At 65.8% G+C, this 20,924-nt stretch carries 25 protein-coding genes; 11 read left to right on the plus strand and 14 right to left on the minus strand.

Features of this window, described 5'->3' with window-relative positions; all coding sequences use genetic code 11:
- Positions 1-202: 202 nt before the first annotated feature.
- Positions 203-1,456: an arsenic transporter gene (locus O6W96_RS06045; RefSeq protein ID WP_353469366.1), complete on the minus strand. Its 1,254-nt coding sequence runs from the start codon at positions 1,454-1,456 to the stop codon at positions 203-205.
- A 52-nt stretch (positions 1,457-1,508) separates the two neighbouring features.
- Positions 1,509-2,621: a metallophosphoesterase family protein gene (locus O6W96_RS06050; RefSeq protein WP_353468747.1), complete on the minus strand. Its 1,113-nt coding sequence runs from the start codon at positions 2,619-2,621 to the stop codon at positions 1,509-1,511.
- Between the two features lie 214 nt (positions 2,622-2,835).
- On the opposite strand from O6W96_RS06050, the gene O6W96_RS06055 reads away from it, so the two are divergent.
- The 6 genes from O6W96_RS06055 (at position 2,836) to O6W96_RS06080 (ending at position 7,847) form a co-directional block, all read left to right on the plus strand.
- Positions 2,836-4,188, plus strand: coding sequence for an MFS transporter (locus O6W96_RS06055; protein WP_353468748.1), 1,353 nt, complete (start codon positions 2,836-2,838; stop codon positions 4,186-4,188).
- A 203-nt stretch (positions 4,189-4,391) separates the two neighbouring features.
- The gene (locus tag O6W96_RS06060; protein ID WP_353468749.1) at positions 4,392-4,757 is read left to right on the plus strand and encodes a CsbD family protein; all 366 of its coding nucleotides are present in this window, start codon (positions 4,392-4,394) and stop codon (positions 4,755-4,757) included.
- Positions 4,758-4,782: 25 nt separating this feature from the next.
- Positions 4,783-6,312 (plus strand): PAS domain S-box protein, encoded by a 1,530-nt coding sequence (locus O6W96_RS06065; protein ID WP_353468750.1) that lies wholly within the window; start codon positions 4,783-4,785, stop codon positions 6,310-6,312.
- Positions 6,309-6,584 (plus strand): hypothetical protein, encoded by a 276-nt coding sequence (locus tag O6W96_RS06070; protein ID WP_353468751.1) that lies wholly within the window; start codon positions 6,309-6,311, stop codon positions 6,582-6,584. Before O6W96_RS06065 ends, O6W96_RS06070 begins: the two co-directional genes overlap by 4 nt.
- Positions 6,585-6,621: 37 nt before the next feature.
- A complete protein-coding gene (locus O6W96_RS06075; protein ID WP_353468752.1) occupies positions 6,622-7,500 on the plus strand; it encodes a hypothetical protein in 879 nt (292 codons plus the stop codon).
- Positions 7,501-7,661: 161 nt separating this feature from the next.
- Positions 7,662-7,847: a hypothetical protein gene (locus O6W96_RS06080; protein ID WP_353468753.1), complete on the plus strand. Its 186-nt coding sequence runs from the start codon at positions 7,662-7,664 to the stop codon at positions 7,845-7,847.
- A 286-nt stretch (positions 7,848-8,133) separates the two neighbouring features.
- On the opposite strand, the gene O6W96_RS06085 is transcribed toward O6W96_RS06080, so the two are convergent.
- Positions 8,134-8,562 carry a (deoxy)nucleoside triphosphate pyrophosphohydrolase gene (locus O6W96_RS06085; RefSeq protein WP_353468754.1) on the minus strand — a complete coding sequence of 143 codons (429 nt, stop codon included), beginning with the start codon at positions 8,560-8,562 and terminating at the stop codon, positions 8,134-8,136.
- A 64-nt stretch (positions 8,563-8,626) separates the two neighbouring features.
- Between O6W96_RS06085 and O6W96_RS06090 the strand changes: the two genes are divergently transcribed.
- The gene (locus O6W96_RS06090) at positions 8,627-8,797 is read left to right on the plus strand and encodes a Flp family type IVb pilin (protein ID WP_353469367.1); all 171 of its coding nucleotides are present in this window, start codon (positions 8,627-8,629) and stop codon (positions 8,795-8,797) included.
- Positions 8,798-8,920: 123 nt separating this feature from the next.
- Positions 8,921-9,094 carry a Flp family type IVb pilin gene (locus tag O6W96_RS06095; RefSeq protein WP_187503955.1) on the plus strand — a complete coding sequence of 58 codons (174 nt, stop codon included), beginning with the start codon at positions 8,921-8,923 and terminating at the stop codon, positions 9,092-9,094.
- Between the two features lie 80 nt (positions 9,095-9,174).
- On the opposite strand, the gene O6W96_RS06100 is transcribed toward O6W96_RS06095, so the two are convergent.
- Genes O6W96_RS06100 through O6W96_RS06115 form a run of 4 tightly spaced genes read right to left on the minus strand, consistent with a single transcriptional unit; the run spans position 9,175 to position 13,009 of the window.
- A complete protein-coding gene (locus tag O6W96_RS06100; protein WP_353468755.1) occupies positions 9,175-10,122 on the minus strand; it encodes an acetyl-CoA carboxylase carboxyltransferase subunit alpha in 948 nt (315 codons plus the stop codon).
- A 31-nt stretch (positions 10,123-10,153) separates the two neighbouring features.
- The gene (locus tag O6W96_RS06105; RefSeq protein ID WP_435372205.1) at positions 10,154-11,008 is read right to left on the minus strand and encodes a tyrosine-type recombinase/integrase; all 855 of its coding nucleotides are present in this window, start codon (positions 11,006-11,008) and stop codon (positions 10,154-10,156) included.
- Between the two features lie 41 nt (positions 11,009-11,049).
- Positions 11,050-12,891 (minus strand): hypothetical protein, encoded by a 1,842-nt coding sequence (locus O6W96_RS06110; protein WP_353468757.1) that lies wholly within the window; start codon positions 12,889-12,891, stop codon positions 11,050-11,052.
- A complete protein-coding gene (locus O6W96_RS06115) occupies positions 12,875-13,009 on the minus strand; it encodes a hypothetical protein (protein ID WP_258191373.1) in 135 nt (44 codons plus the stop codon). The genes O6W96_RS06110 and O6W96_RS06115 overlap by 17 nt, the downstream gene beginning before the upstream one ends.
- 101 nt (positions 13,010-13,110) lie before the next feature.
- Here O6W96_RS06115 and O6W96_RS06120 point away from each other — a divergent pair, with 101 nt between their 5' ends.
- Genes O6W96_RS06120 through O6W96_RS06130 form a run of 3 tightly spaced genes read left to right on the plus strand, consistent with a single transcriptional unit; the run spans position 13,111 to position 14,911 of the window.
- Positions 13,111-13,674: a shikimate kinase gene (locus tag O6W96_RS06120; protein ID WP_056062416.1), complete on the plus strand. Its 564-nt coding sequence runs from the start codon at positions 13,111-13,113 to the stop codon at positions 13,672-13,674.
- A complete protein-coding gene (aroB, locus tag O6W96_RS06125; RefSeq protein ID WP_353468758.1) occupies positions 13,671-14,771 on the plus strand; it encodes a 3-dehydroquinate synthase in 1,101 nt (366 codons plus the stop codon). The genes O6W96_RS06120 and aroB overlap by 4 nt, the downstream gene beginning before the upstream one ends.
- On the plus strand, positions 14,771-14,911 hold the full coding sequence (locus tag O6W96_RS06130; protein WP_130324180.1) for a DUF2256 domain-containing protein: 141 nt from the start codon (positions 14,771-14,773) through the stop codon (positions 14,909-14,911). Before aroB ends, O6W96_RS06130 begins: the two co-directional genes overlap by 1 nt.
- 84 nt (positions 14,912-14,995) lie before the next feature.
- Here the strand turns inward: O6W96_RS06130 and O6W96_RS06135 are convergent, their stop codons facing one another.
- The 7 genes from O6W96_RS06135 to radA form a co-directional block, all read right to left on the minus strand.
- A complete protein-coding gene (locus O6W96_RS06135) occupies positions 14,996-15,325 on the minus strand; it encodes a DUF423 domain-containing protein (RefSeq protein WP_353468759.1) in 330 nt (109 codons plus the stop codon).
- Positions 15,322-17,085 carry a cation:proton antiporter domain-containing protein gene (locus O6W96_RS06140; RefSeq protein ID WP_353468760.1) on the minus strand — a complete coding sequence of 588 codons (1,764 nt, stop codon included), beginning with the start codon at positions 17,083-17,085 and terminating at the stop codon, positions 15,322-15,324. Before O6W96_RS06140 ends, O6W96_RS06135 begins: the two co-directional genes overlap by 4 nt.
- Positions 17,085-17,516 (minus strand): iron-sulfur cluster assembly scaffold protein, encoded by a 432-nt coding sequence (locus O6W96_RS06145; protein ID WP_353468761.1) that lies wholly within the window; start codon positions 17,514-17,516, stop codon positions 17,085-17,087. The genes O6W96_RS06140 and O6W96_RS06145 overlap by 1 nt, the downstream gene beginning before the upstream one ends.
- Positions 17,513-18,079 (minus strand): CvpA family protein, encoded by a 567-nt coding sequence (locus tag O6W96_RS06150; RefSeq protein ID WP_353468762.1) that lies wholly within the window; start codon positions 18,077-18,079, stop codon positions 17,513-17,515. Before O6W96_RS06150 ends, O6W96_RS06145 begins: the two co-directional genes overlap by 4 nt.
- Positions 18,080-18,138: 59 nt before the next feature.
- A complete protein-coding gene (locus tag O6W96_RS06155; protein WP_353469368.1) occupies positions 18,139-18,699 on the minus strand; it encodes a YkgJ family cysteine cluster protein in 561 nt (186 codons plus the stop codon).
- A gap of 48 nt (positions 18,700-18,747) precedes the next feature.
- Positions 18,748-19,068, minus strand: coding sequence for a hypothetical protein (locus tag O6W96_RS06160; RefSeq protein WP_183129013.1), 321 nt, complete (start codon positions 19,066-19,068; stop codon positions 18,748-18,750).
- Between the two features lie 428 nt (positions 19,069-19,496).
- Complete coding sequence (gene radA, locus O6W96_RS06165) at positions 19,497-20,867, minus strand: DNA repair protein RadA (RefSeq protein WP_353468763.1); 1,371 nt, start codon at positions 20,865-20,867, stop codon at positions 19,497-19,499.
- Between the last annotated feature and the right edge of the window lie 57 nt (positions 20,868-20,924).

Raw genomic sequence — 20,924 nt, forward strand, 5'->3', positions numbered from 1 at the left:
TCATCAACTGGGTGATAGCGGCCAGTGGTAACTTTTATAAATCGGTTAGCCACCGCACGCGGGACACGATGGATATCCGTCCACAATTTCAAACGAGTTATCCTTGCGAACACGGTGTAATACCGTATTTATCAAGGCCTGGTCGAGCTTCCAATCTCAAGACATCTAGCCGCGACCGAGCGCCATGCGTTCGAACGCTGGCTCATCCCAGCAAAAGCCTGGCGCCTAGCGCCGCGAACAGCGCGGGGGGCATTGCTACTGCGCCGACCTTCAGGAAACGCCAGAAGCCGACGTCCTCGCCTTCGCGGCGGATAGCGGTCAGCCACAGGATGGTCGCGAGCGAGCCGGTGATCGACAGGTTCGGCCCCAGGTCCACGCCGATCAGCAGGCCGTCCGTGACGATCTGTGGAACGTGCGCCTGCTGGAGCGTGGTGCTGGCGATCAGTCCGGCCGGCAGGTTGTTCATCAGGTTCGATCCGAACGCCAGGATCGTCCCGGCCACGCCGGCAGTGGTCGATGGCGACTGGGCCGCTCCCGCCGCGAGCCAGCGCGCCAGCATCGCGATCACGCCGGTGCTCGCCAGCGCCTCCACCAGCACGAACAGCCCCGCGACCAACGGCAACACCGCCCACGATACCGAGCCCAGCGTCGGGATCGGCGATTTGCGTCCACCGATACAGATAGCTGCCATCGTCGCGAACCCGGCAAGGCAGGTCGGCGGTCCGAGGTCGTAGCCCTGCGCCGACGCCGCGATCAGCAGCACGGCGGTCGCGACGATCCCACCCAGCGCGATCTTGCCGCCCCGCGGTAACGTACCGACGTCGACGATGGTCTCGCACCGGCCGGTGAGACGCTCGCGCTCGACCCAGCGCAAAACTAGGAACGTGACGCCGATCGACAGCAGCGACGGCAGCGCGAACGAGGCCATCCAAGCGCCCAGCGACGGCATCGCGCCACCGTACAGCACGAGGTTAGCGGGGTTCGAGATCGGCAGCACGAAGCTCGCGGCGTTGGCAATCAATGCGCAGGCAAAAAGCATCGGCAGTGGATCCGCCTTCGCCCGCTTCGCCGCGGCATAGACCGCGGGGGTCAGCACCACCGCAGTCGCGTCGTTCGACAGGACCGTGGTAACGACGATCCCGACACCGAAGACGAGCGCGAACAACCGGCTGGTCGATCCCTTGGCCAGCCTGACGGCGTGCTCGGCGACCCAGTCGAACAGCCCTTCGTCGCGGGCGACTTCGGACAGCAGCATCATACCGATCAGAAAAAGATAGACGTCGCCGCCCTTCAGCACGGCCTGCCACGCGGCAATGGGCGTCATCAGTCCGAACAGGAGCAGCAGCGCCGCGCCTGAAACCGCCCAGACCGCTTCGGGCAGTTTGAACGGGCGCGTGATTACGCCAAAGGTCGCAGCGAAACAGATTGCCCATATCGCATAGGTCTGCACCGTCATGCCCGAGGTATCCGCATTGCGGATCGCCGCGCCGTCATCGTCGTTGCGCCAGTCACCAATCGAATCCGTTCTTGTTGGGGCCGCGTTGTGCGCCATCGATGCCACGCTCCGGCCACGCTCCGATCGCGTTGACGTCGCGGCCGAGCGCGGCGGGCCGATTGCGCTTTGGCCGCGGGCCGGCGTTGCGGACGAGGATCTCGACCCGATCCTCGCTTTCACCGCTGCGGACGGTCAGGCGGTGAAGGCCATCGGCCACGCCGTCCACTGACGCGGTCCAGAGCGACGGCGTGCCAGCGACCTGCGACATCGGTATTTCGCCATCCTCGTCGATGTGCAGTGTTACGCTATCTGTCTCGCCAAACACTTTCGCACGAACGATGAAGGCACGACCGGGCACGTTGTCGGCGCGGCCAGGATCGGTGATCAGCCGGCGATCGACCGGGCTGGTGATCTGCACGAGAGGCCAGGGATCGTCGATCGCGTGAAACCGCCAGCTCGGTACGCCGTCGTCCAGCGTGACGATCGAAAACCCCGGTGCGCCTTCCTCGATCTGGCCGGTCGAGCGGGTCGCACCGTAGACGACGCGACCGTCGTTGAGCAGTTCGTTGTAATGCGTGTGGCCGGTATCGACGAACGCGACGCGGTGCGCTGCGAACAGCCCCGCGATGCCGTCCGGATCGTCACGCAGATCGCCGGGATAGGCATGCATGAACACCGCGGTCGGCTGGCCCGCGACCGCCGCAGCGCTCAGTTCGCGCTCGATCAAAGCGCGCTGGTCGGGGGCGATCCGGAAATCGGGACCGCCCTTGCCTGCCGATACGATATCGAGAAACACACAGCGATACCCGGAGATCGTCTCGGCATAGGGCGCCATCCGCGCGGTAATTGCGCGCATCGCGGTCAGATCACCGGGTTCGAAATCATGATCGCCCGCCAGCACGTGCCACGGCAGCGCCAACCCCGACATCGCCTCCGCAATCCGCGCATATTGATCGTCCGTGCCGTGGTTGGCGTTGTCGCCGGGTAGCAATGCGAAGTCGACCGCGTCGCCTAAACGCGCTTGCGCAACGGCCACCAGATCGCGAAATCGCGACAGTCCTTGATACCCATCCGCCTCGTCGACGTGAAGATCGCCGAAGTGAATCCAGGTCAGGCATCCTGCCATTATACTAGCCCCAAAGTTTTCGCACGCTTCTTGGTCGAGCGTCGCCCCATAGCGAGGCTGACTGATCATCGTTCCGTGACATTTTATTCATGATCCGAAGCTGAACCGCGTCGTTCAGTTTCGGTTTAGCTTCTGACTTCATTGGAAAATACCCAATCGAACTATATTCATAGTCCGCGGAAACTTTCCGTCGAGCGATAGCTTTAGCGATCCAATGGCCGACGGGTTTCCCGACCGTGCCGGGTTCAGCGACACCGACTTTCAGGGAATTGCCATGGCCAGCACGACGGGTGACGTTTTCGCCGAAGAGGCCAGCAAGAAGGGCGGCGGCCGGGCGGGCGGCAAATCCGGACCGAACAGGACGCTCGACGCGCTGAACTTCTTCCTCGCCGACGTGCGGGACGGGCTCGGGCCGTATCTGGCGATCTATCTTCTTGCGGTACGCGGTCCGGCACATGGCTGGAACGAGGCGACGGTCGGCATGATCCTGACGATCGCTGGGATCGTCGGACTGATCTCGCAGACACCCGCCGGCGGCCTGATCGATCGTGGCAAGAACAAGCCGCGGATCGTCATGATCGCCGCCCTGCTCGTCACACTCAGCAGCATCTCGCTACCGATCGTCACCGGCTTCACTGCGGTCGCGGTAACCCAGTCGATCGCGGCCGTCGCCGGCGCGGTGTTCGCCCCGGCGATCTCGGCGATCACGCTCGGCCTGGTTGGTCCCAAGCTGTTCGCCAAGCGGGTCGGCCGCAACGAAGCGTTCAATCACGCCGGCAATGCGGTGTCGGCGGCGCTCGCGGGTGTGCTCGCATGGAAGTTCGGGCCGGTCGTGGTCTTTTGGCTGATGGGCGCGCTGACCGTCGCCAGCATCGTGACCGCATCGCGGATCGACAATGACGACATCGACAACGCAGTCGCGCGCGGCCTCGACTGTGAGCCCGAAGACGATTGCGAGGAGCCGAGCGGCTGGAAGATGCTGATCGAGAACAAGCCGCTGATGATCTTCGCGGTCACCGCCTTCCTGTTCCATCTCGCCAACGCAGCGATGCTGACATCGGTCAGCCAGTTGCTGTCGCGAACCGTCGGCAAGGACCAGGCTACGTCGCTCACCGCCGCCTGTATCGTCGCCGCGCAATTGGTGATGGTGCCGGTCGCGATCGTCGTCGGTCGCAATACCGAGAGATGGGGCACCAAGCCGCTGTTCCTGATCGCGTTCGGATTCCTCGCGGCGCGCGGTGCGCTCTACACCGTGTCGAACGATCCGTGGTGGCTGGTCGGCGTGCAGGCGCTCGATGGCGTCGGCGCGGGGATCTTCGGTGCGATGTTCCCGGTCGTGATCGCAGACCTGACCAAGGGGACCGGTCGCTTCAATGTGAGCCAGGGTGCCGTCGCCAGCGCGCAGGGTCTGGGCGCCGCGCTGTCGGCGACGCTGGCCGGGGCGATCATCGTCTGGTCGGGCTACACGGCGAGCTTTCTGACGTTGGCGACTGTCGCCGGGATTGGGCTCGCGCTGTACCTGTTCGCCATGCCGGAGACGAAGGCCAAGGCAAACCCAACCGCGTAAAACCTTGGGCGCAGGCTACGTCCTCTCCTGTCCCTCCGTGGTACATACCGACTAGTCCGTGACGAAAAACTACCAGGAACCAAGCGCTTACCAGGTGGTTTATGCGTCCAGTCCGGTCGCAACGGTGGCGTAACAAAGCTGCTCACGATGCCGCCGATCGCATGCGTGCGATGCAAGACGAATGTTCTCGAAAGGTTACGATGATGAACAAGGACGAATTTCAGGGCGGCGCCCGCTACGTTGGCGGCAAGGTCGAGAAGGCTGTCGGCGATACCGTCAACAGCCGTGACTGGCAGGTCGATGGCGTCGTCGATCAGGTCGCCGGTGGCGCGCAGAACCTGTATGGCCGCGCCAAGTCCGCGATCAACGATACGGTCGACGGAGCGCCCGAGCTAGCCGACAAGATCGGTAGCGAAGCACGCGAAGCGGGCGAACGCGCAGCAGAAGTAGCCCGTCGCGGTGCCGCCTCCGCGCAGGCATCGGCACAGGAGGCCCCCGTGTTGTGGGCGCTCGGCGCCGCTGCGGTCGGCTACGGCATTGCCTGGCTCGTTCATGGTAAGCGCGACTGATCCCGTGGCTACGGACCCCGTCCCTTTGGCTCCTGCCCTCAAGTCGCTTCGGGACTCCGCGGATCTGCGCCACCTGCGCCAGATCATCGCGGGGCTCAACGAGGGCGTGATCCTGATCGATCCCGATCAGGCGATCCTATGGGCAAACCATGCGGCGCTCGGAATGCACGGCGTCGAGTCGGTCGAGGATCTGGGTGGGACGGTCGACGAGTACCGCCAGCGGTTCCAGCTGCGGTATCGTAACAACCACAAGCTGAACGATTCGGACTACCCGATCGAACGGGTCGTATCAGGCGAGGCGTTCTCGCAGGTCGTCGTCGAAGTCGCGGTCGCTGGCGAGCCGGATCCGCGCTGGGTCCATCAGGTTCGCAGCCTCGTCCTGACCAACGAGGCGGACGAGCCGGAATGCCTCGTCCTGATCATCCAGGACGTGTCGGCGCGGTTCGAGGCGGAGGACCGTTTCGAACAGTCGTTCAACGCCAATCCCGCGCCGGCGATCATTGCCCGCCTGTGCGACCTTCGTTTCGTGAAGGTCAATCAGGGCTTCATCGAGATGACGGGGCACGACCGCGACGCGATCCTGTCGCGCAGCGTCTACGACATCGACGTGCTGGCGCGGGCCGACAAGCGTGACCTCGCCAAGGAACGCCTGAACGAAGGTCGCACGATCCCGCAGATGGAGGCTGAGCTGGACCTTCCCGGCGGCACGACCAAGCTGGTTATCGTCGCGGGACAGCCGATCGACATGAGCGGGCAGCCTTGCATGTTGTTCACCTTTGCCGATCTCGAGCCGCGGCGGAAAGCCGAACAGGCGCTTCGTCACAGCGAGGAACGGTTCACCACGACGTTCTCGCTCGCTCCGGTGGCGCTGGCGATCGGCGCAATCGATGGTCACCGGCTATGTGACGTGAATGCAACGTTCACCGCCCTGACGGGCTACGCCGCGGACGAAATCGTCGGGAAACCGCTCGACGAGATCGATTTGTGGGAAACCCCGGCGCTGCGGGAAGCGATGGAGCGCGAGATCGAGGCGGGCACGCCGATCCGCGACCGCGAGGTGCGCCTCCGCGTCAAGGACGGCGAGGTCATCGACTGCATCGTGTCTACGGAACCGATCATGCTGGGGAACGCCGCCTGCGTGTTGTGGGCGATGCGCGACATCACCACGCGCAAAGCGTCCGAGCGCGAACTGGTCAACGCGATCGAGGCGGTGATGAAGGATACGAGCTGGCTCAGTCGCTCGATCATGGAGAAGCTGGCACGCATCCGTACGCCGCAGGTCGAGCCGGTCGGCGTCGGGCTCGACGAGCTGACGCAACGGGAGCGCGAAGTGCTGGCGCTGATCTGTCGCGGGCTCGACGACAAGTCGATTGCGCGGACTCTCAACGTATCGGGCAACACTGTGCGCAATCATGTCGCGCGCATCTATTCGAAGATCGGCGTCAACCGTCGCAACGCGGCCGCCGCATGGGCACGCGCACGCGGCTTTGACGGCGACTCGATGCCGGCACCGACGCCGCGTGCCGATGCTCATTCCAGGGAGGCGACGGCATGACCCGCGCGAAGGATCCCAAGCAGGATGATATCCGGCAGGGCGATGTGGCGGATGACCGCAACGTCGGTGTCGTGGCGGAACGTGCGCGCGTCCAGCAGGCCCGGGAGTCGGTGCAGGATGCGATCGGCAAGATCATCGGCGAGCCGGTCGGCGAAAACCCCGACGGCAACACGGACAGCCACGACACCGACGAGACCGAAGACACGCGAAAGCCTGTCTCGCCACCGGTGGTGAAGCGCGCGACCCTCATCGACAACGACGGCGCGGACTGACGCCCTCGTTCGACACTTTTTTATAACAGGAGTAATTATGGCTACCCATCTGACGCCCGGCGGCTTGCCGGTCGATGACATTCGCTATGCGAAGACCCCGACGCGCATATCCTGGGGTGCGATCTTCGCGGGCGTCGTGCTCGCGATCGCTATCCAGCTGGTGCTCGGCATCCTCGGTACCGGCATCGGCCTGAGCCTCGTCGATCCGGTCGAGGGTACCACGCCGGGGGCAGCCGGTTTCGGCATCGGCGCGGGTATCTATTGGGTGATCACGACGATCATCGCGCTCGGTGCAGGCGGCTATGCCGCAGCGCGCGTTGCAGGCGTCCAGGATCGTTTCGACGGTCTGGTCCACGGTCTGGTCGTGTGGGGCGTCACGCTCATCCTGACGCTGTACCTGCTCACATCGGCGGTCGGCGGCATCATCGGTGGTGCATTCCGCACCGTCGGCTCGGTCGCGACCGCAGCCGGTAGCGGCATCGGCGCTGCAGCACCCAAGGTCGCCGACGTCGCGAACGTCGACGTGACCGACGTTCGGCAGGAAGCTGCCGAGTACCTGTCGGACGCGCCTTCGGACCCTGCACTGATGACGCCTGAGCAGGCGCAGAAGGAAATCGCCAAGCAGTTGCCGGCCGTTGCCCGCGGTGGCCAGGACGGTGCGCAGGCCGAGAGCCGGATCGTCGACATCGTCGCCGCCCAGCGCAAGATCAGCCGCCCCGAGGCTCAGGCCCAGGTAACGCGCGCCAAGGCACAGTTCGTGAAGACGAAGAACAACACGATCGAGACCGCGAAGTCGGCCACCGACGCAGCCGCCGGTGCCGCAGCCGGAACGTCGTTCATGGTCGTGATCGCGTTGCTGATCGGTGCCGCAGCCGCTGGCTTCGGTGCGACCACCGCAGCCCGTCGCCGCGTATGATGCCTGATATCGGTACTGGATACCGATAGGCGCGCTGACAACGCAGACCGTCGACGCGGCGCTTCAGCAGGAATGTTGGAGCGCCGTCGTTCGATCAGTCCAACGCACACTTCAAAACATATGGACGGTCTGTAGATTTGCGGCCCGTGGAGAACGACGACATGGGCTCTTCCTCCAACGACAAACTGACGCTTCGCTCGGCAATAGCCTGGGCACTGCATCTCGCCGACGCGCAAAACGACACACTGGTCGCTGCGATACTCGCCAATGCGCTGGAAACGGCGGAACGGTCGCTTGCCGGGCAGTCTGGTGGCGATCCCGACGACGCGGCAACGACGGCCGTATAGACAGCATCGGGCTTCCCGCACGGGAAACGGCTCGCGCGAGAAAAGGGGATAACACGTGCGAGCCGCAGTCCGGATCGCCAGCTACGGTCTTGGGGACGCTCGCCGGCCTGTGGCTCATGCGCCCGCATATCGCACGGATCAAGCGGATATTTGAATTCGGAGTATGGCGACTCAGCACGTTGATGAATTCACCGCCATTCAGCGAACCGCCGCACCGGAGTTCCAATCGATGCCGGTCTTTGCGAAGCAAAGCATCGGCGTATACCCCTCAGATCGCCGATACCCGTCAGATCAATGCATCGAGCAGGCCGATCAGCGGACGATCCGCTGGCGGCATTGCCAAATTGTGCATCTCCGAAGGTCTGACCCAGCGTAGTGCGGCGGCTTCGAGTGCGCGCGGCACACCGCTCCATTTGCGCGTGATATAGAGCAGCAACAGCAGGTGACGCCCGCCCAGCGGTGCGCTTGCGAACGCTGCGGGCGCCAGGCACGCGTGCGGCACCGCAATACCCAGTTCCTCTTCCAGTTCGCGGATCAGCGCGTCCTCGGGCGTCTCGCCCGGTTCGACCTTCCCGCCAGGAAACTCCCACAGTCCCGCAAGCGACTTCCCCGCTGGGCGCTGCTGCAGCAAAACGCGCCCGTCGATGTCGACAAGCGCGGCCGCGACGACGGGTAACAGCAACGATCCCGCCGCACCGAATTGCGTGTTGGTCATTCCTTAAGCTCCTGACGACTAGACCGGCCCCATGAGGCCGAAAGATTTCGCAACGTCGCTGGTCATGCGAACGATCGCGCGTGCGATGCGCCAGCAGCGGGGCGCGACTGCCATCGAATATGGCCTGATTCTCGCCTTGGTCGTGATTGCGATGATCGTCGGCCTGAGCGCGTTGGCCAACTCGACCACGGGTATGTGGAACACCGTCGATACCAAGGTCAGCACGGCCCGCTGACATCGAAAGAAACCAGGGCGCCTTAAACCTTTCTAAACTCACCGCTTGGTATTCTCAAACCGCTGATCCGGCCCGTCCGGTCCAGCCGGGTGACACTGACGCAATCCAACGATGGAGACCGGAATGAAGACGATTCGCAAGTTTTTCAAGAATTCCAAGGGCGCAACCGCAATCGAGTACGGCCTGATTGCCGCGCTGATCGCCGTTGCTGCTATCGCTGCCATGCAGGGCCTGGGTAACAGCCTGAACAAGACGTTCAACAACGTCTCGACCAAGCTGAACGCATCGGCCACGTAAGTAGCGGCCATCAGGCTAGAAATTGGGGCGGCGAAACTTCGGTTACGCAGCCCCTTTTTCGTTGCCGATAATTCTCGCCCTCAAAGACGTCCCATCTTGAGGAACTTCGCCTGACGATCCTTGCGCAGATCGGCGGGCGCCAAAGCCATCAGGTCGGTCAATGCCGACGAAAGCGCGTCGCCCAGCGCGGCGATCGCCGCTGCGCGATCGCGGTGCGCACCGCCCAGAGGTTCGGCGACGATGTCGTCGATCACGCCGAATGATTTCAGGTCCTGCGCGGTGATGCGCATCGCTTCGGCGGCCTCGGGCGCCTTGTCGGCGGTGCGCCACAGGATCGACGCACAGCCTTCGGGGCTGATCACCGAATAGATCGCATGTTCGAACATCAGCACGCGGTTACCCGCGGCAAGCGCGACCGCGCCACCCGAGCCACCCTCGCCGACGATCGCCGAGACGATTGGCACGCCAGCATTGAGACAGGCTTCGGTCGAACGGGCGATCGCCTCCGCCTGGCCGCGCTCTTCGGCCTGGATGCCGGGGAACGCGCCGGACGTGTCGACCAACGTGATGATCGGCAGGCCAAATCGGTTGGCGAGTTCGACCAGGCGGATCGCCTTGCGGTACCCCTCGGGCTTGCCCATGCCGAAATTGTGGCGGAGGCGGCTCGCGGTGTCGTCGCCCTTTTCGTGACCGAGCACCATGATCTTGCGACCCCGGAACGTCGCGAAGCCACCGATGATCGCCTGATCGTCGCCGAACGCGCGATCGCCTGCGAGCGGCACGAACTCGTCGAACAGCGCGGCGACGTAATCCTTGAAGTGCGGGCGTTCCGGATGGCGTGCGACCTGTGTCTTCTGCCACGGGGTCAGGCGCGCGAACGTGTCCTTCAGCAGCTTGTCGGACTTCGCCTGTAGACGGGCGATGTCGGCGGCTAGGTCGACGCTGCCTTCGGCGGCGGTGTCGCGGAGTTCGTCGATCCGGCCCTGGAGTTCGGCGATCGGTTTCTCGAAGTCGAGGAAGCTTGGCATCAGCGGCGGTTACGGTGCGGGATCGCTCGCGTCAACGCGGCGGCATATCCGCCAGCGGGTGGCGCGTGTTGACCAGCTCGACGAGGCGGCTCGAATCGACGTGCGTGTAGATCTCGGTGGTGGCGATATCGGCGTGACCCAGCATTGATTGCAGCGCGCGCAGGTCAGCGCCGCCGGCGAGCAGATGCGTGGCGAAGGCGTGGCGCAGGACGTGCGGGCTGACACGGTCGGGGGGGATGCCCGCCTCGGCGGCGATCGCCTTCACCAGTTGATACAGGCGGATGCGCGAGAGATGACCCTTGCCCGAGGGGAACAGCCAGAGACGATCGGTCGCGACGTGGGTGCGCCAGATCGCGACGGCGGCGCGCGCTCGGTCGGAGATGGGGACGAGTCGCTCGCGCCCGCCCTTGCCGCGCAGGATTAGGAACGGGCGGTCGGGGTGAACGGCGTTGCGCGGCAGGCTGACCAGTTCGGTCGCGCGCAGGCCTGAACCATAGAGAAGCTCGAACAGTGCGGAGAGACGCAGGTCGTTCGGGTCTAGCGGATCGCGGGCGGCGCGCTCGGCGATCGCTGCGAAGAGGCGGTCGACATCGGCGTGACTGAGGATCTTCGGCAAGGTGCGTACCGTGCCGGGTCGGGGCAGCGCTTTGCCGGGATCGTCCGCGCGGTGGCCTTCGTCGGCGAGGAACGCGAAGAAGCGGCGGAGCGAGGCGGATTTTCGCCCCACGGTCGAGCGGGACAAGGCCGACCACGCGTTCGCGAGCTTGGCCAGAGCGTCCGCATCCGCGTCGACCAGTCCGCCTTCCAGCGCCTGCGAGGCAAGCGTCAGGTCGCTGCGATACGCCGCCACCGTGTTGGCAGCGGCCCCGACCTCCGCAGTCATCATTTCGAGGAACCGATCGATCAGCGCGCGATCGCTGGCGTGGCTCACGCGCGCGCGATCGCCTCGGCCGCGATCATCCGCGCCTCCCCGTCGAGACCGACGCCGCGCAGTGCACCGACGATGCGGTACAGCGCTTCCGGGGGGATCTCCTTCCAGCTCCCCGCCTGCATGCCGACCGCTGCGAGCAGGACGACCGTCCCGGCCTGGCCGTCCCGCGCCGCGCGATCGAGCGCGCGGGTCCAGGCATTGTCCGCGCCGATCCGAACGCCGAGCGACTGTGCCGCACGTTCGATATCGCCCTGGTTGAGACGACCAAGGCCTGCCAACCCTGCGAACAACATACGCTGCTTCAACGCCGAATCGCCTTCGCCGCCGGTATAGGACGCAAGGTCGGAATAGCTGAGGCGGCGATACGCGTCTGGATCGCTGAGCATTATCATCGCCCAGGCGTCGCTGCCGGCGGGTACCGATCCCAGCCAGCGCGCCGCGGTGCGGTCGAGCCCAGCGGACAGCATCGAAGCGACCAGACGGTCGGCTTCGGCCTTCGCCAGCGCCGGGTTCAATCGCGAAGCCGCCCGCGCGGTCAGCACGAGCCGCGCATAGCTCGGACGCGCGTTCGCGCCGCCCCACAACTGACGCAGCGCGGTGAGCCGCGAATCCGGATTGCGATCGGCATAGGCCGTCTGGAGATCGTTGGCGGTCGCTGTCGCATTACTCTGCGTATCGTCGTCGGTCGCAGCCGCAGCGTAGAGGTCGACGAGCGCGGCGCTGGAGAGCACCCCCTGCCCCGCGGCAGCCTCCGCTGGCGCCAGCCGATCGCCGAGCGCGACGGAGGGCGACAAGGCCTGCCAGTATTTCACCTGAGAACCCGCGGTGCCGTACAGCTCGTCGGGTACCGTAACGCCGGTCGCCATCGCGAGCCCGAACCGCCACGCGGTCAGCCGGTCCACGCCGTCCCACTCGATGGTCACAGCCTGACGCCCCTGCGCCCCCGCCCCGACGACTTTCTGCGCGAGCAGCAGGTCGACGCCGCTGGCGACGTTGCGACGCTTGGCGGTCGCGATCAGCGGGCTGGCCTGCGCGGGATTGCCCGACAGCCCGGCGCACATCGCCTGCGCCATCGTCCAGCCGCGCGCCGGGGCGTAGCGCATCGCACCCGTCACCAGCGGACACAGGCCAGCCGGATCGCCGGTCGCCAGAGCGGTGTTCATCGCGACCTGATAAAGCTTCGGCGTGTAATTGCCGGTGTCGACGTTTTGCGCGACCGCCCGCGCCGCGACCGATTCGCCCATCCGCAGCAACAGCCACGCGCGCTCGGCAGCGAAGTCCGCGCCGTTGGTGCGGCTGGGCGTATCGACATGCGACACCAGCGCGCGGCGCAACAGGATCGACATCCAGCGCGACGGCAGCGGCGCACTGAGGCGGCGCATCAGCGTCTCGACATATTGGCCGTCCGCTTCACCGAACGCATCGGTATCGAGACCGCCTTCGCTAGCCGTGACCGGCCCTACCGTCGCGAGCGAGCGACGCGCGGATGCCGGCATCTCGTACTGCGCGAGCACCGCGGGATCGACCTGCGCCGGCGTCGCGACAGGTACCACCGGCTGCGGGACACCAGGTGTCGTCGGCGGCAAAGGCTGGATCATCGCGCCGGACTGTGCGGGTGCCGGAGCCGGCTGCGGCGCGCTCGGCTGCGTCGGACCCGTCGGACGGGTCGGCTGCGTGCCAGCAGGCGGCGTTGGTCGTGGTGCGGGCGCAGGCGTTGGTTCGCCGAACCCCGGCGGAAGGATCGATTCGGGCCGATCCTGCCCGATCGCCGGTGCCAGCGCGACCAAGGCTCCGACGGCAACCGCCGCCGCTAAGGATGCCTTAAGAGAGGTTCGCAAGCGTCACGGCCTTCTCGACGTGGCTCTGCGGACGCTCGGTCGCGCGGCCTGCCAGCAGGAACAGGCCGCCGACCACGACCACAAGAACGACGACGACCGAGACGATGAAACGGGACATACGACGTAACCTTGTAGTGGACGGGGGTAGTGAACGGGGCAGAAATTCGCGCGCCAAGAGCTTTTGCCCTCGCGCGGAGCCGCTGTATAGCGCGGGCTACGATGTTGCAAAGCCACAACCCTTCCGGCGGACCCTCGGGCGGCCGCCGCCCTGCCCCGATCGATCGCCCGATCGTGCTCGTCGGGCTGATGGGCGTCGGCAAGACCACCGTCGGCCGCCGTCTCGCCCTGCGCATGAACCTGCCGTTCGTCGATGCCGACCACGAGATCGAGGCCGCGTCGGGCATGACCGTCGCCGAGATCTTCGCCAAATACGGCGAAGAGTATTTCCGCGATGGCGAGCGCCGCGTGATCGCACGGCTGATCGACGGCACGCCCAAGATCATCGCGACCGGCGGCGGTGCGTTCATCAACGACGACACGCGGGCGCTGATCTTGCGCGATGCGGTGTCGGTGTGGCTTAGCGCGCATCCCGACATCCTGGTCGAGCGCGTCGGCCGGCGCGACACCCGGCCGCTGCTGCGCAACCGCGACGCGGGGAAAGTGCTCGCCGAACTGGCGCGCGTGCGCAACCCGATCTACGCGCAGGCGCATATCCACATTGTCAGCAACAAGACGCCGCACGAAGCGACCGTCGCCGCTATCCTGAGGGCGCTTGGCCGATGAAGACCGTTACCGTCGAACTGGGTGCGCGGACCTACCCGATCCATATCGAAGCTGGGTTGCTCGCGCGGGCGGGTGAGTTCCTCGCGCCGCTCGCGAAGGGCCGGCGGGTGGCGATCGTCACCGACGAGAATTTGTCGGTTCACCTCGCGACGTTGCAGGCTTCGCTGACCGATGCGGGGATTGCATCCGAGGCGATCGTTCTGGCCCCCGGCGAAGGCAGCAAGAGCTGGGCGACGCTGGAAATGCTGTGCGACCGGTTGCTCGAACTCGGCGTCGAGCGCGGGGATCACGTCGTGGCGCTCGGTGGGGGCGTGATGGGGGACCTGGTTGGGTTCGCCTGCTCGATCCTGAAGCGCGGGTGCAACTTCGTGCAGATCCCGACGAGCCTGCTGGCGCAGGTCGACAGCTCGGTCGGCGGCAAGACCGCGATCAACACGAAGGCCGGCAAGAATTTGATCGGTGCGTTCCATCAGCCGGTGATGGTGCTGATCGATCCGCAGGTGCTCGACACGCTGCCGATCCGGGAACTGCGCGCCGGTTACGCCGAGGTCGTCAAATACGGCCTGATCGACGATTTCGCCTTCTTCGAATGGTGCGAGGCGAATGGTGCTGCGTTGTTGGCGGGTGACATCGGCCTGCGCGAATACGCGATTGCGCACAGCGTTTCGGCCAAGGCGCGGATCGTCGCGGCGGACGAGCATGAGACGAACGGAACGCGCGCGCTGCTTAATCTCGGACATACGTTCGGGCATGCGCTTGAGGCGGAGACCGGGTTCTCGCAGGCGCTGATCCACGGCGAGGGTGTCGCGGCGGGTTGTTCGCTGGCGTTCGGGTTCTCGGCGTCGCAGGGGATTTGTTCGGGGCAAGATGCCGAGCGAGTAGCGGCGCACTGGCGGGACGTCGGGCTTCCCGACGGTCTCGCGGCGGCGAAAATCGGCGCGAGCGGCGCGCGGCTGGTCGATCACATGCGGCATGACAAGAAGATGGCGGCGGGCACCCTCCCCTTCCTGCTCGCGCGTGGGATAGGCCAGACGTACCTCGACAAGACCGTCGACCTCGCCGACGTCGAAACCTTCCTCGACGCGCTGCCCCGCTGATGCCCAACGGTGTCGCCAAGCAGAATTTGCCGACCAAGGTGTGCCCCGCGTGCGAGCGGCCGTTCACGTGGCGGAAGAAGTGGGCGCGCGACTGGGACAACGTGATCTACTGCTCCGACGCGTGTCGGAAGAAGCGGTAGCGTTCCAGGACCCGCAAGCAGCTTGTTCACCCGCGAAGGCGGGTGCCCAGACTGGGTCCCCGCCTTCGCGGGGAAACAATTCTGCTAGGGGCGAGCCGCACTCCAAGCCAGCCACAACCACCCGCCGATCAGCAAGGCCCCGCCAATCGGCGTTATCGCCCCGAACCAGCGTGGCGCACCCAGCGCCATCACGTACAGCGTCAACGCAAAGATCGCCGCGCCGACCACGAACAGCCACGCTGGCCCCCGCGCCTCCATCCGGATCGCGACCAGCGCCGCTACGACGTGGACAAGCTGATACTGCGCGCCGGTCTTCAGCCACTCCGCCGCCGCCCCACTCGCGCCGTGCGCACCGAACGCCCCCGCCGCGACCGCGATCGCGCCGGACAGCGCCGCCAAGATAGCGATGATCATTGCGTATCATTCCCCCAGGGAAAGCGTTTCGCGGTCTCGGCACGCGCCGCGCGCATGTCGCCGGAGTCGATCTGTAACTGCAACCGCTCCTTGTCCCGCGCGCGGTATTGCTCCTCCGCGCGGTCGATATCGGCCGGTGCGATCTCGAGCCCGCGCATGACTAGGCGCGCCATCTTCACCGCGGACTCCATCACTTCGCGTACCACCGCCGTCGCCGACGTGTTCTTCAACTTGACCAGCGCACGGCGATCGAACGCGCGGACATAGATCGCAGCATCCGGGAAAGCCTCGTGCACGCCCTCGATCGTGTCCGGATCAAGCTGGTCGCCGTCCATGCAGAAGCAGATGATCTCCGCTTCCGCTGCGCCCGCCTGTCGCAACAGGTCCAGCCGCGTGCCGTCGCCGTAATAGACCTTTGCGCCGAACTCGCCGGCGATGTCGATCATCTCGATATCGGTATCGATCAGCGTAACCGGGATATCCTGCGCGAGCAGCATCTGGCCGACCGTCTGGCCGAATCGCCCATAGCCGACGATGATCGCGTTCGCGCCGTCGACCTTGGGGCCATCGCGCTCCTGCCCCTCGGCGATCGGCTCGGTCCGGAAGCGCCGCGTGATCCCCATTAGGAACGGCGTTGTCGCCATCGACAGCGTGATGATCGCGCCGAACAGGCTGGCCGCCTGCGGTTCGATCAGCAGCCCGGCCTGCGCCTGCGCGAACAGCACGAAGCCGAACTCGCCGCCCTGGCTCAGCAGCAGCCCAAGCGCGAACGCCTGCCGCCACGTCATCTTGAACGCCATGCCGATCAGCATGATGACGCTGGTTTTGGTCGCGATCAGCGCGGCGGCCATCGCCATCACGAAGAACGGCCGCTCGGCGATCGCGTTGAGATCGAGCACCATGCCGACCGCGAGGAAGAAGAGCCCGAGCAGGATAGATCGGAACGGCTCGACATCGGCTTCGAGTTCATGCCGATACGGGCTGTCCGCCAGCATAACGCCGGCGATGAACGCGCCGAGCGCGGTGGAGAGCCCAAGCCATTCCATGATCGCGGCGCTGGCGATCACGGTGAACAGCCCGGCGAACACGAACATCTCGCGCTCGCCCAGATTGCCGATCAGCCGGAAGAACGGGCGCAACAGGAAGCGCCCTGCGACGACAAGTCCGACGACCGCGAGCACGGTGTAGATCGCGAGCAGCCACCCGGGAGGTGCATTCGCGTCCGCCGGATTGCGGCTCATCGCTGCCACGATCGTGATGAGCGGAACGATCGAGAGATCCTGGAACAGCAGGATCGAAAACGCGCGCTCGCCGAACGGCGTCCGCATCCGCCCCGAAGATCGCAGCATCGGCAGCACCTGCGCGGTCGACGACAGCGCCAGCGGCAGGCCGAGCGCAAGCGCAGCGGGGAGCGAGAACTTCGCCCCGACCCAGACGATCGCCGTGATCGCCAAGCCGCAAATCGCAACCTGAAGGAGCCCCAATCCGAAGATCTCCTCCTTCATCTTCCACAGCCGCGACGGGTTCAGTTCGAGCCCGACGATGAACAGCAGCAGCGTGATGCCGAGTTCGGCGAACCCGAGCTTAGATTCCGCATCGCCGACCAGGCCAAGCACATGCGGCCCGACGACCGCACCCGCGACCAGATATCCCAGCGTCGCGCCGAGCCCGAGCCGGCGGAACAGCAACACGAACATCAGCCCGAACCCGAGCAATACGACGCCGTCGCGCAGCAGCGACGGCGACGTGCCCTCCGCCATCAGACCTTCGCCTTTGCAGCGGTATCGGCAGCCTCGGCAGCCGCTTCGAACGCGAGCCGGATCGACGGGTGGCGCGCCGTGTAGTTGAGCGCGGGGGTGAAGATATCCATCCCGGGCCAATCGGGCGCATCGCCCTCACGCGCAAGCCACGCCGTCAGCGCGTCGCGCGTGGCGGCGAGTTCTGCGGGGGTGCGGCCGAGGATGTTCGACGCGAGAAGAGACGAAGATGCCTGGCCTAGCGCGCAGGCGCGAACCAGCAGCCCGACCTCGCTGACTTTGCCCTCGTCGTCGACCGCGACGTCGATCGTCACGCGGCTGCCGCAGATCGGCGAGCGTTTCTCCGCCGTCGCCATCGGCTCGGGGAGGCGTTCATGGTGCGGGATCGAGGCGGCGAGGCGGAGAATCTCGGCATTGTAGAGGGGCGCGCTCATGGCTTCGGCTCGCTTGCATTATCGGATCTGGAAGGCGGCGTTCTCGCGCCGAAGACGGGCTGGCCGCGGCGGCGGCGGTCGACGAAATCGGCAATGCTCGCGCTCGTTGCGTTGAGCAGCGGATAGGTGCGCGACTTCGTCATCCATTCGGGGCGGCGCGCCGGTCCGCCGCCCATCGTGTCGATGACCAGCGTCGCGAGCAGGAAGACGAGGCTGGCAAGGATCAGACCTTTCAGCGCGCCGAAGCCGAAGCCTAGCGCACGGTCGACTGGCCCCAAAATCGACGTCCGGGTCCGGGCGCCGAGCGCGTTGGCGACCAGTCGACCGCCGATATAGGTCACGCCGGTGATGATCGCGAACGCGAGCACCGCGGCACCGCCGACCGTGCCGACCATCGGCGACAGCGCGGCGGCCAGGGGGATGTGGAACAGCTTCAACATCGCCACCATCGCCACCCAGGCGAACATCGACAGCACTTCGGTGACGAACCCGCGCACCAGCCCCAGCACCGCGGACCCGGCGACGGCGATCAGGACGACGATGTCTAGGGCGGTGAGGTTCATCGTCTCTGGAATAGGGACGCGCGGCGCGAACCGCTAGTGCGCGCGGCGACCGACGCGCTCTAGTGGTTCAAACCGAACACACCGTAGCGCTCGCGCCACGCGGCGACTTCGTCCTGCAGATGCGCGGGTGCAGCCTCGCCCGATAGGACGAAGCGGGCGACGTCGGTGTCGGGGTGCATCAGCATTTTCTTCGCCCCGTCGCTGAACCAGACCGGGACCAGTTGGTCGCATACGCCGTCGAGCACAGTGGCCGCCATGCCGTTCGCGATCGCGTCGCTGCCGGCGAGGACGCGGACATTGATCGAGACGCCTTCGAGGCAGTTCTGCGGTTCCTTGACGAAATTGAGCGAGACGAGAAGCCCGGACCGGTCGGGCCGTGCTTCGTCGGGCAAGCTGGCAACCCGTCGCCAGGCGCAGAACCAGGTGCGGCAGATGCGCGGGCGGACGGCGTGGATCCCGCACCCCTTATTGGAGAGGTGGATGCACGGCGTTCCCGCGGGCTTGGCGAACTCGGGGGTGTCCACGGTCAGTTCTGTGCAGCACGCGGTGCAATCTCCGCACTCTCGAACGGGCAGGATCGGCCCCAGCAGCGTGGTTTCCACGTCGGTATGGGCTTGCATTGGCGTGCGCGCGTCCGGCGGGGTCGGGGTGTCACGCCGATCCACGGTTCAATTCCCTTCGGAATCCACCGTGAAGACCATCGGCTTGCCCCGCGACATCGGCTCCCATCCCGCGGCCAACGCCGCCCGCACGCCGCGAGCGATCGTCGCGTCGTCGATCTGGAGCCGCCCGCGCGGCAACCCCTTCAACAGGCGTTTCGGCGCGGGGAATTCTAGCAGGGCTTCGCGCTGCGCATCGTCCTGCAACAGCGAGATCGTCATGCCCTTCCAGCCTTCGGCATCCGTGTGTTGCGGCTCCCGCTCCAGGTTCCAATCGTATCGGGTGCCGTCGACTTCGACGGTACCGGTATTGCTTTTCGTGTTCGCCATGCCGGCGCCATAGCATGGCTGTAGCGAGAGGCCATGCGTTCGGGGGGGCGCATCGATCTTCAGGCTGGGATGCCGTTACGCGCAACTGATCGATCAGTAACTGCCGAGCGAAGTTAGTGCACCTCCCCGGCGGAGGCCGGGGTCCAGTTGGAAAGATCGCAGTAACTCCGCGCAACGGATGCCAGCCGCGTCCCCCAACTGGACCCCGGCCTCCGCCGGGGTGGTGCCTCTCTGGCACGGGTAACGAACACGTCAGGAGTGCGCCGTACGTGGCTCTGAAACGGCGCCTGTCGCGAACGGATATACCGAACGGACATGAACGCGCACTCGCGCGCAGTAACGACTCGCTACCTTGTTCTCCCGCGAAGGCGGGAGTCCAGTTTGGGTCCCCGCCTTCGCGGGGGAAACAATCTGCCTTCCAGGGTGCGTTACCCCCGCCCCATCATGTGATCTACGAAAGACGCGAGCGTCTTGAAGCCCGACAGCTTCATGCCACTCTTCTCCCCCGTCATCGACGCCGGCACCAACGCGCGTTCGAAGCCGAGCTTGCTCGCCTCCTTCAACCGCAACGGACCATGCGCGACCGGCCTGATCTCGCCCGACAGCGCGACCTCACCGAACGCGACCGCATCGACCGGCACAGGCCGTTCCGACATCGCCGAAATCAGCGCAGCCGCAACTGCCAAGTCCGCGGCCGGATCCTGCACTCGGTAGCCACCGGCGATATTGAGATAGACTTCGGCGTTGGAGAAACTCAGTCCGCACCGCGCCTCCAGCACCGCGAGGATCATCGCGAGGCGCCCCGAATCCCAGCCGACCACGGCGCGCCTTGGTGTAGCCCCCGACGCCAGACGCACGGTCAGCGCCTGGATCTCGACCAGCACCGGCCGAGTGCCCTCCAGCGCCGGGAACACCGTGGCCCCCGTCATCGCGTCGTCCCGGTGCGTCAGGAACAGCGATGACGGGTTGCCGACCTCCGCCAACCCTTCCGTCTGCATCGAGAACACGCCGATCTCGTCGGTCCCGCCGAAGCGGTTCTTTATCGCGCGGAGAATGCGGTACTGGTGGCTGCGCTCGCCCTCGAACGACAGCACCGTGTCGACCATATGCTCCAGCACGCGAGGGCCGGCGATCGAACCGTCCTTCGTCACGTGCCCGACCAGAACGACGGCCGTACCGCGCTCCTTGGCGAAGCGGATCAGTTCCTGCGCGGACGCACGGACCTGGCTGACCGTGCCGGGCGCGCCTTCGATCAGGTCGGAGTGCATCGTCTGGATCGAATCGATCACCAACATCGCCGGCGGCTTGGTCTGCAACGTCGTCAGGATGTCGCGCGTCGAAGTCGCTGCCGCGAGCTGCACCGGTGCATTGCCGAGCCCGAGCCGCCGCGCGCGCAGGCGGACCTGGTCCGCAGCCTCCTCGCCAGAGACGTACGCGACCGACTGGCCGGCAAGCGCCATCTTCGCCGCAGCCTGCAACAGCAGCGTCGACTTGCCGATCCCCGGATCGCCACCGATCAGCGTCGCCGAGCCCTCGACGAACCCGCCGCCCAGCGCGCGGTCGAGTTCGGCGATGCCGGTCGCCATTCGGTCGGGCAGCTTGATCTCCGCATCGAGCCCGACGAGCTGAATCGCGCGACCACCGGTCTGGAGATTATGCTTCGAATGGAACGGGGTAGCGGCGGTGTTCGCCTCCTCGACCAGCGTGTTCCACTCGCTGCAATCGGCGCATTGCCCCGCCCAACGGTGCGACACCGATCCGCAGGCCTGACATACATAACGCTTCTGGGGTTTCGCCATACACGCGATGTACGAGAACGATACGGGAACATCAATGGGCGGGGGCTGCGCTATGTT

It is taken from the genome of Sphingomonas faeni, from assembly GCF_040407495.1.
Lineage (GTDB): Bacteria > Pseudomonadota > Alphaproteobacteria > Sphingomonadales > Sphingomonadaceae > Sphingomonas > Sphingomonas faeni_D.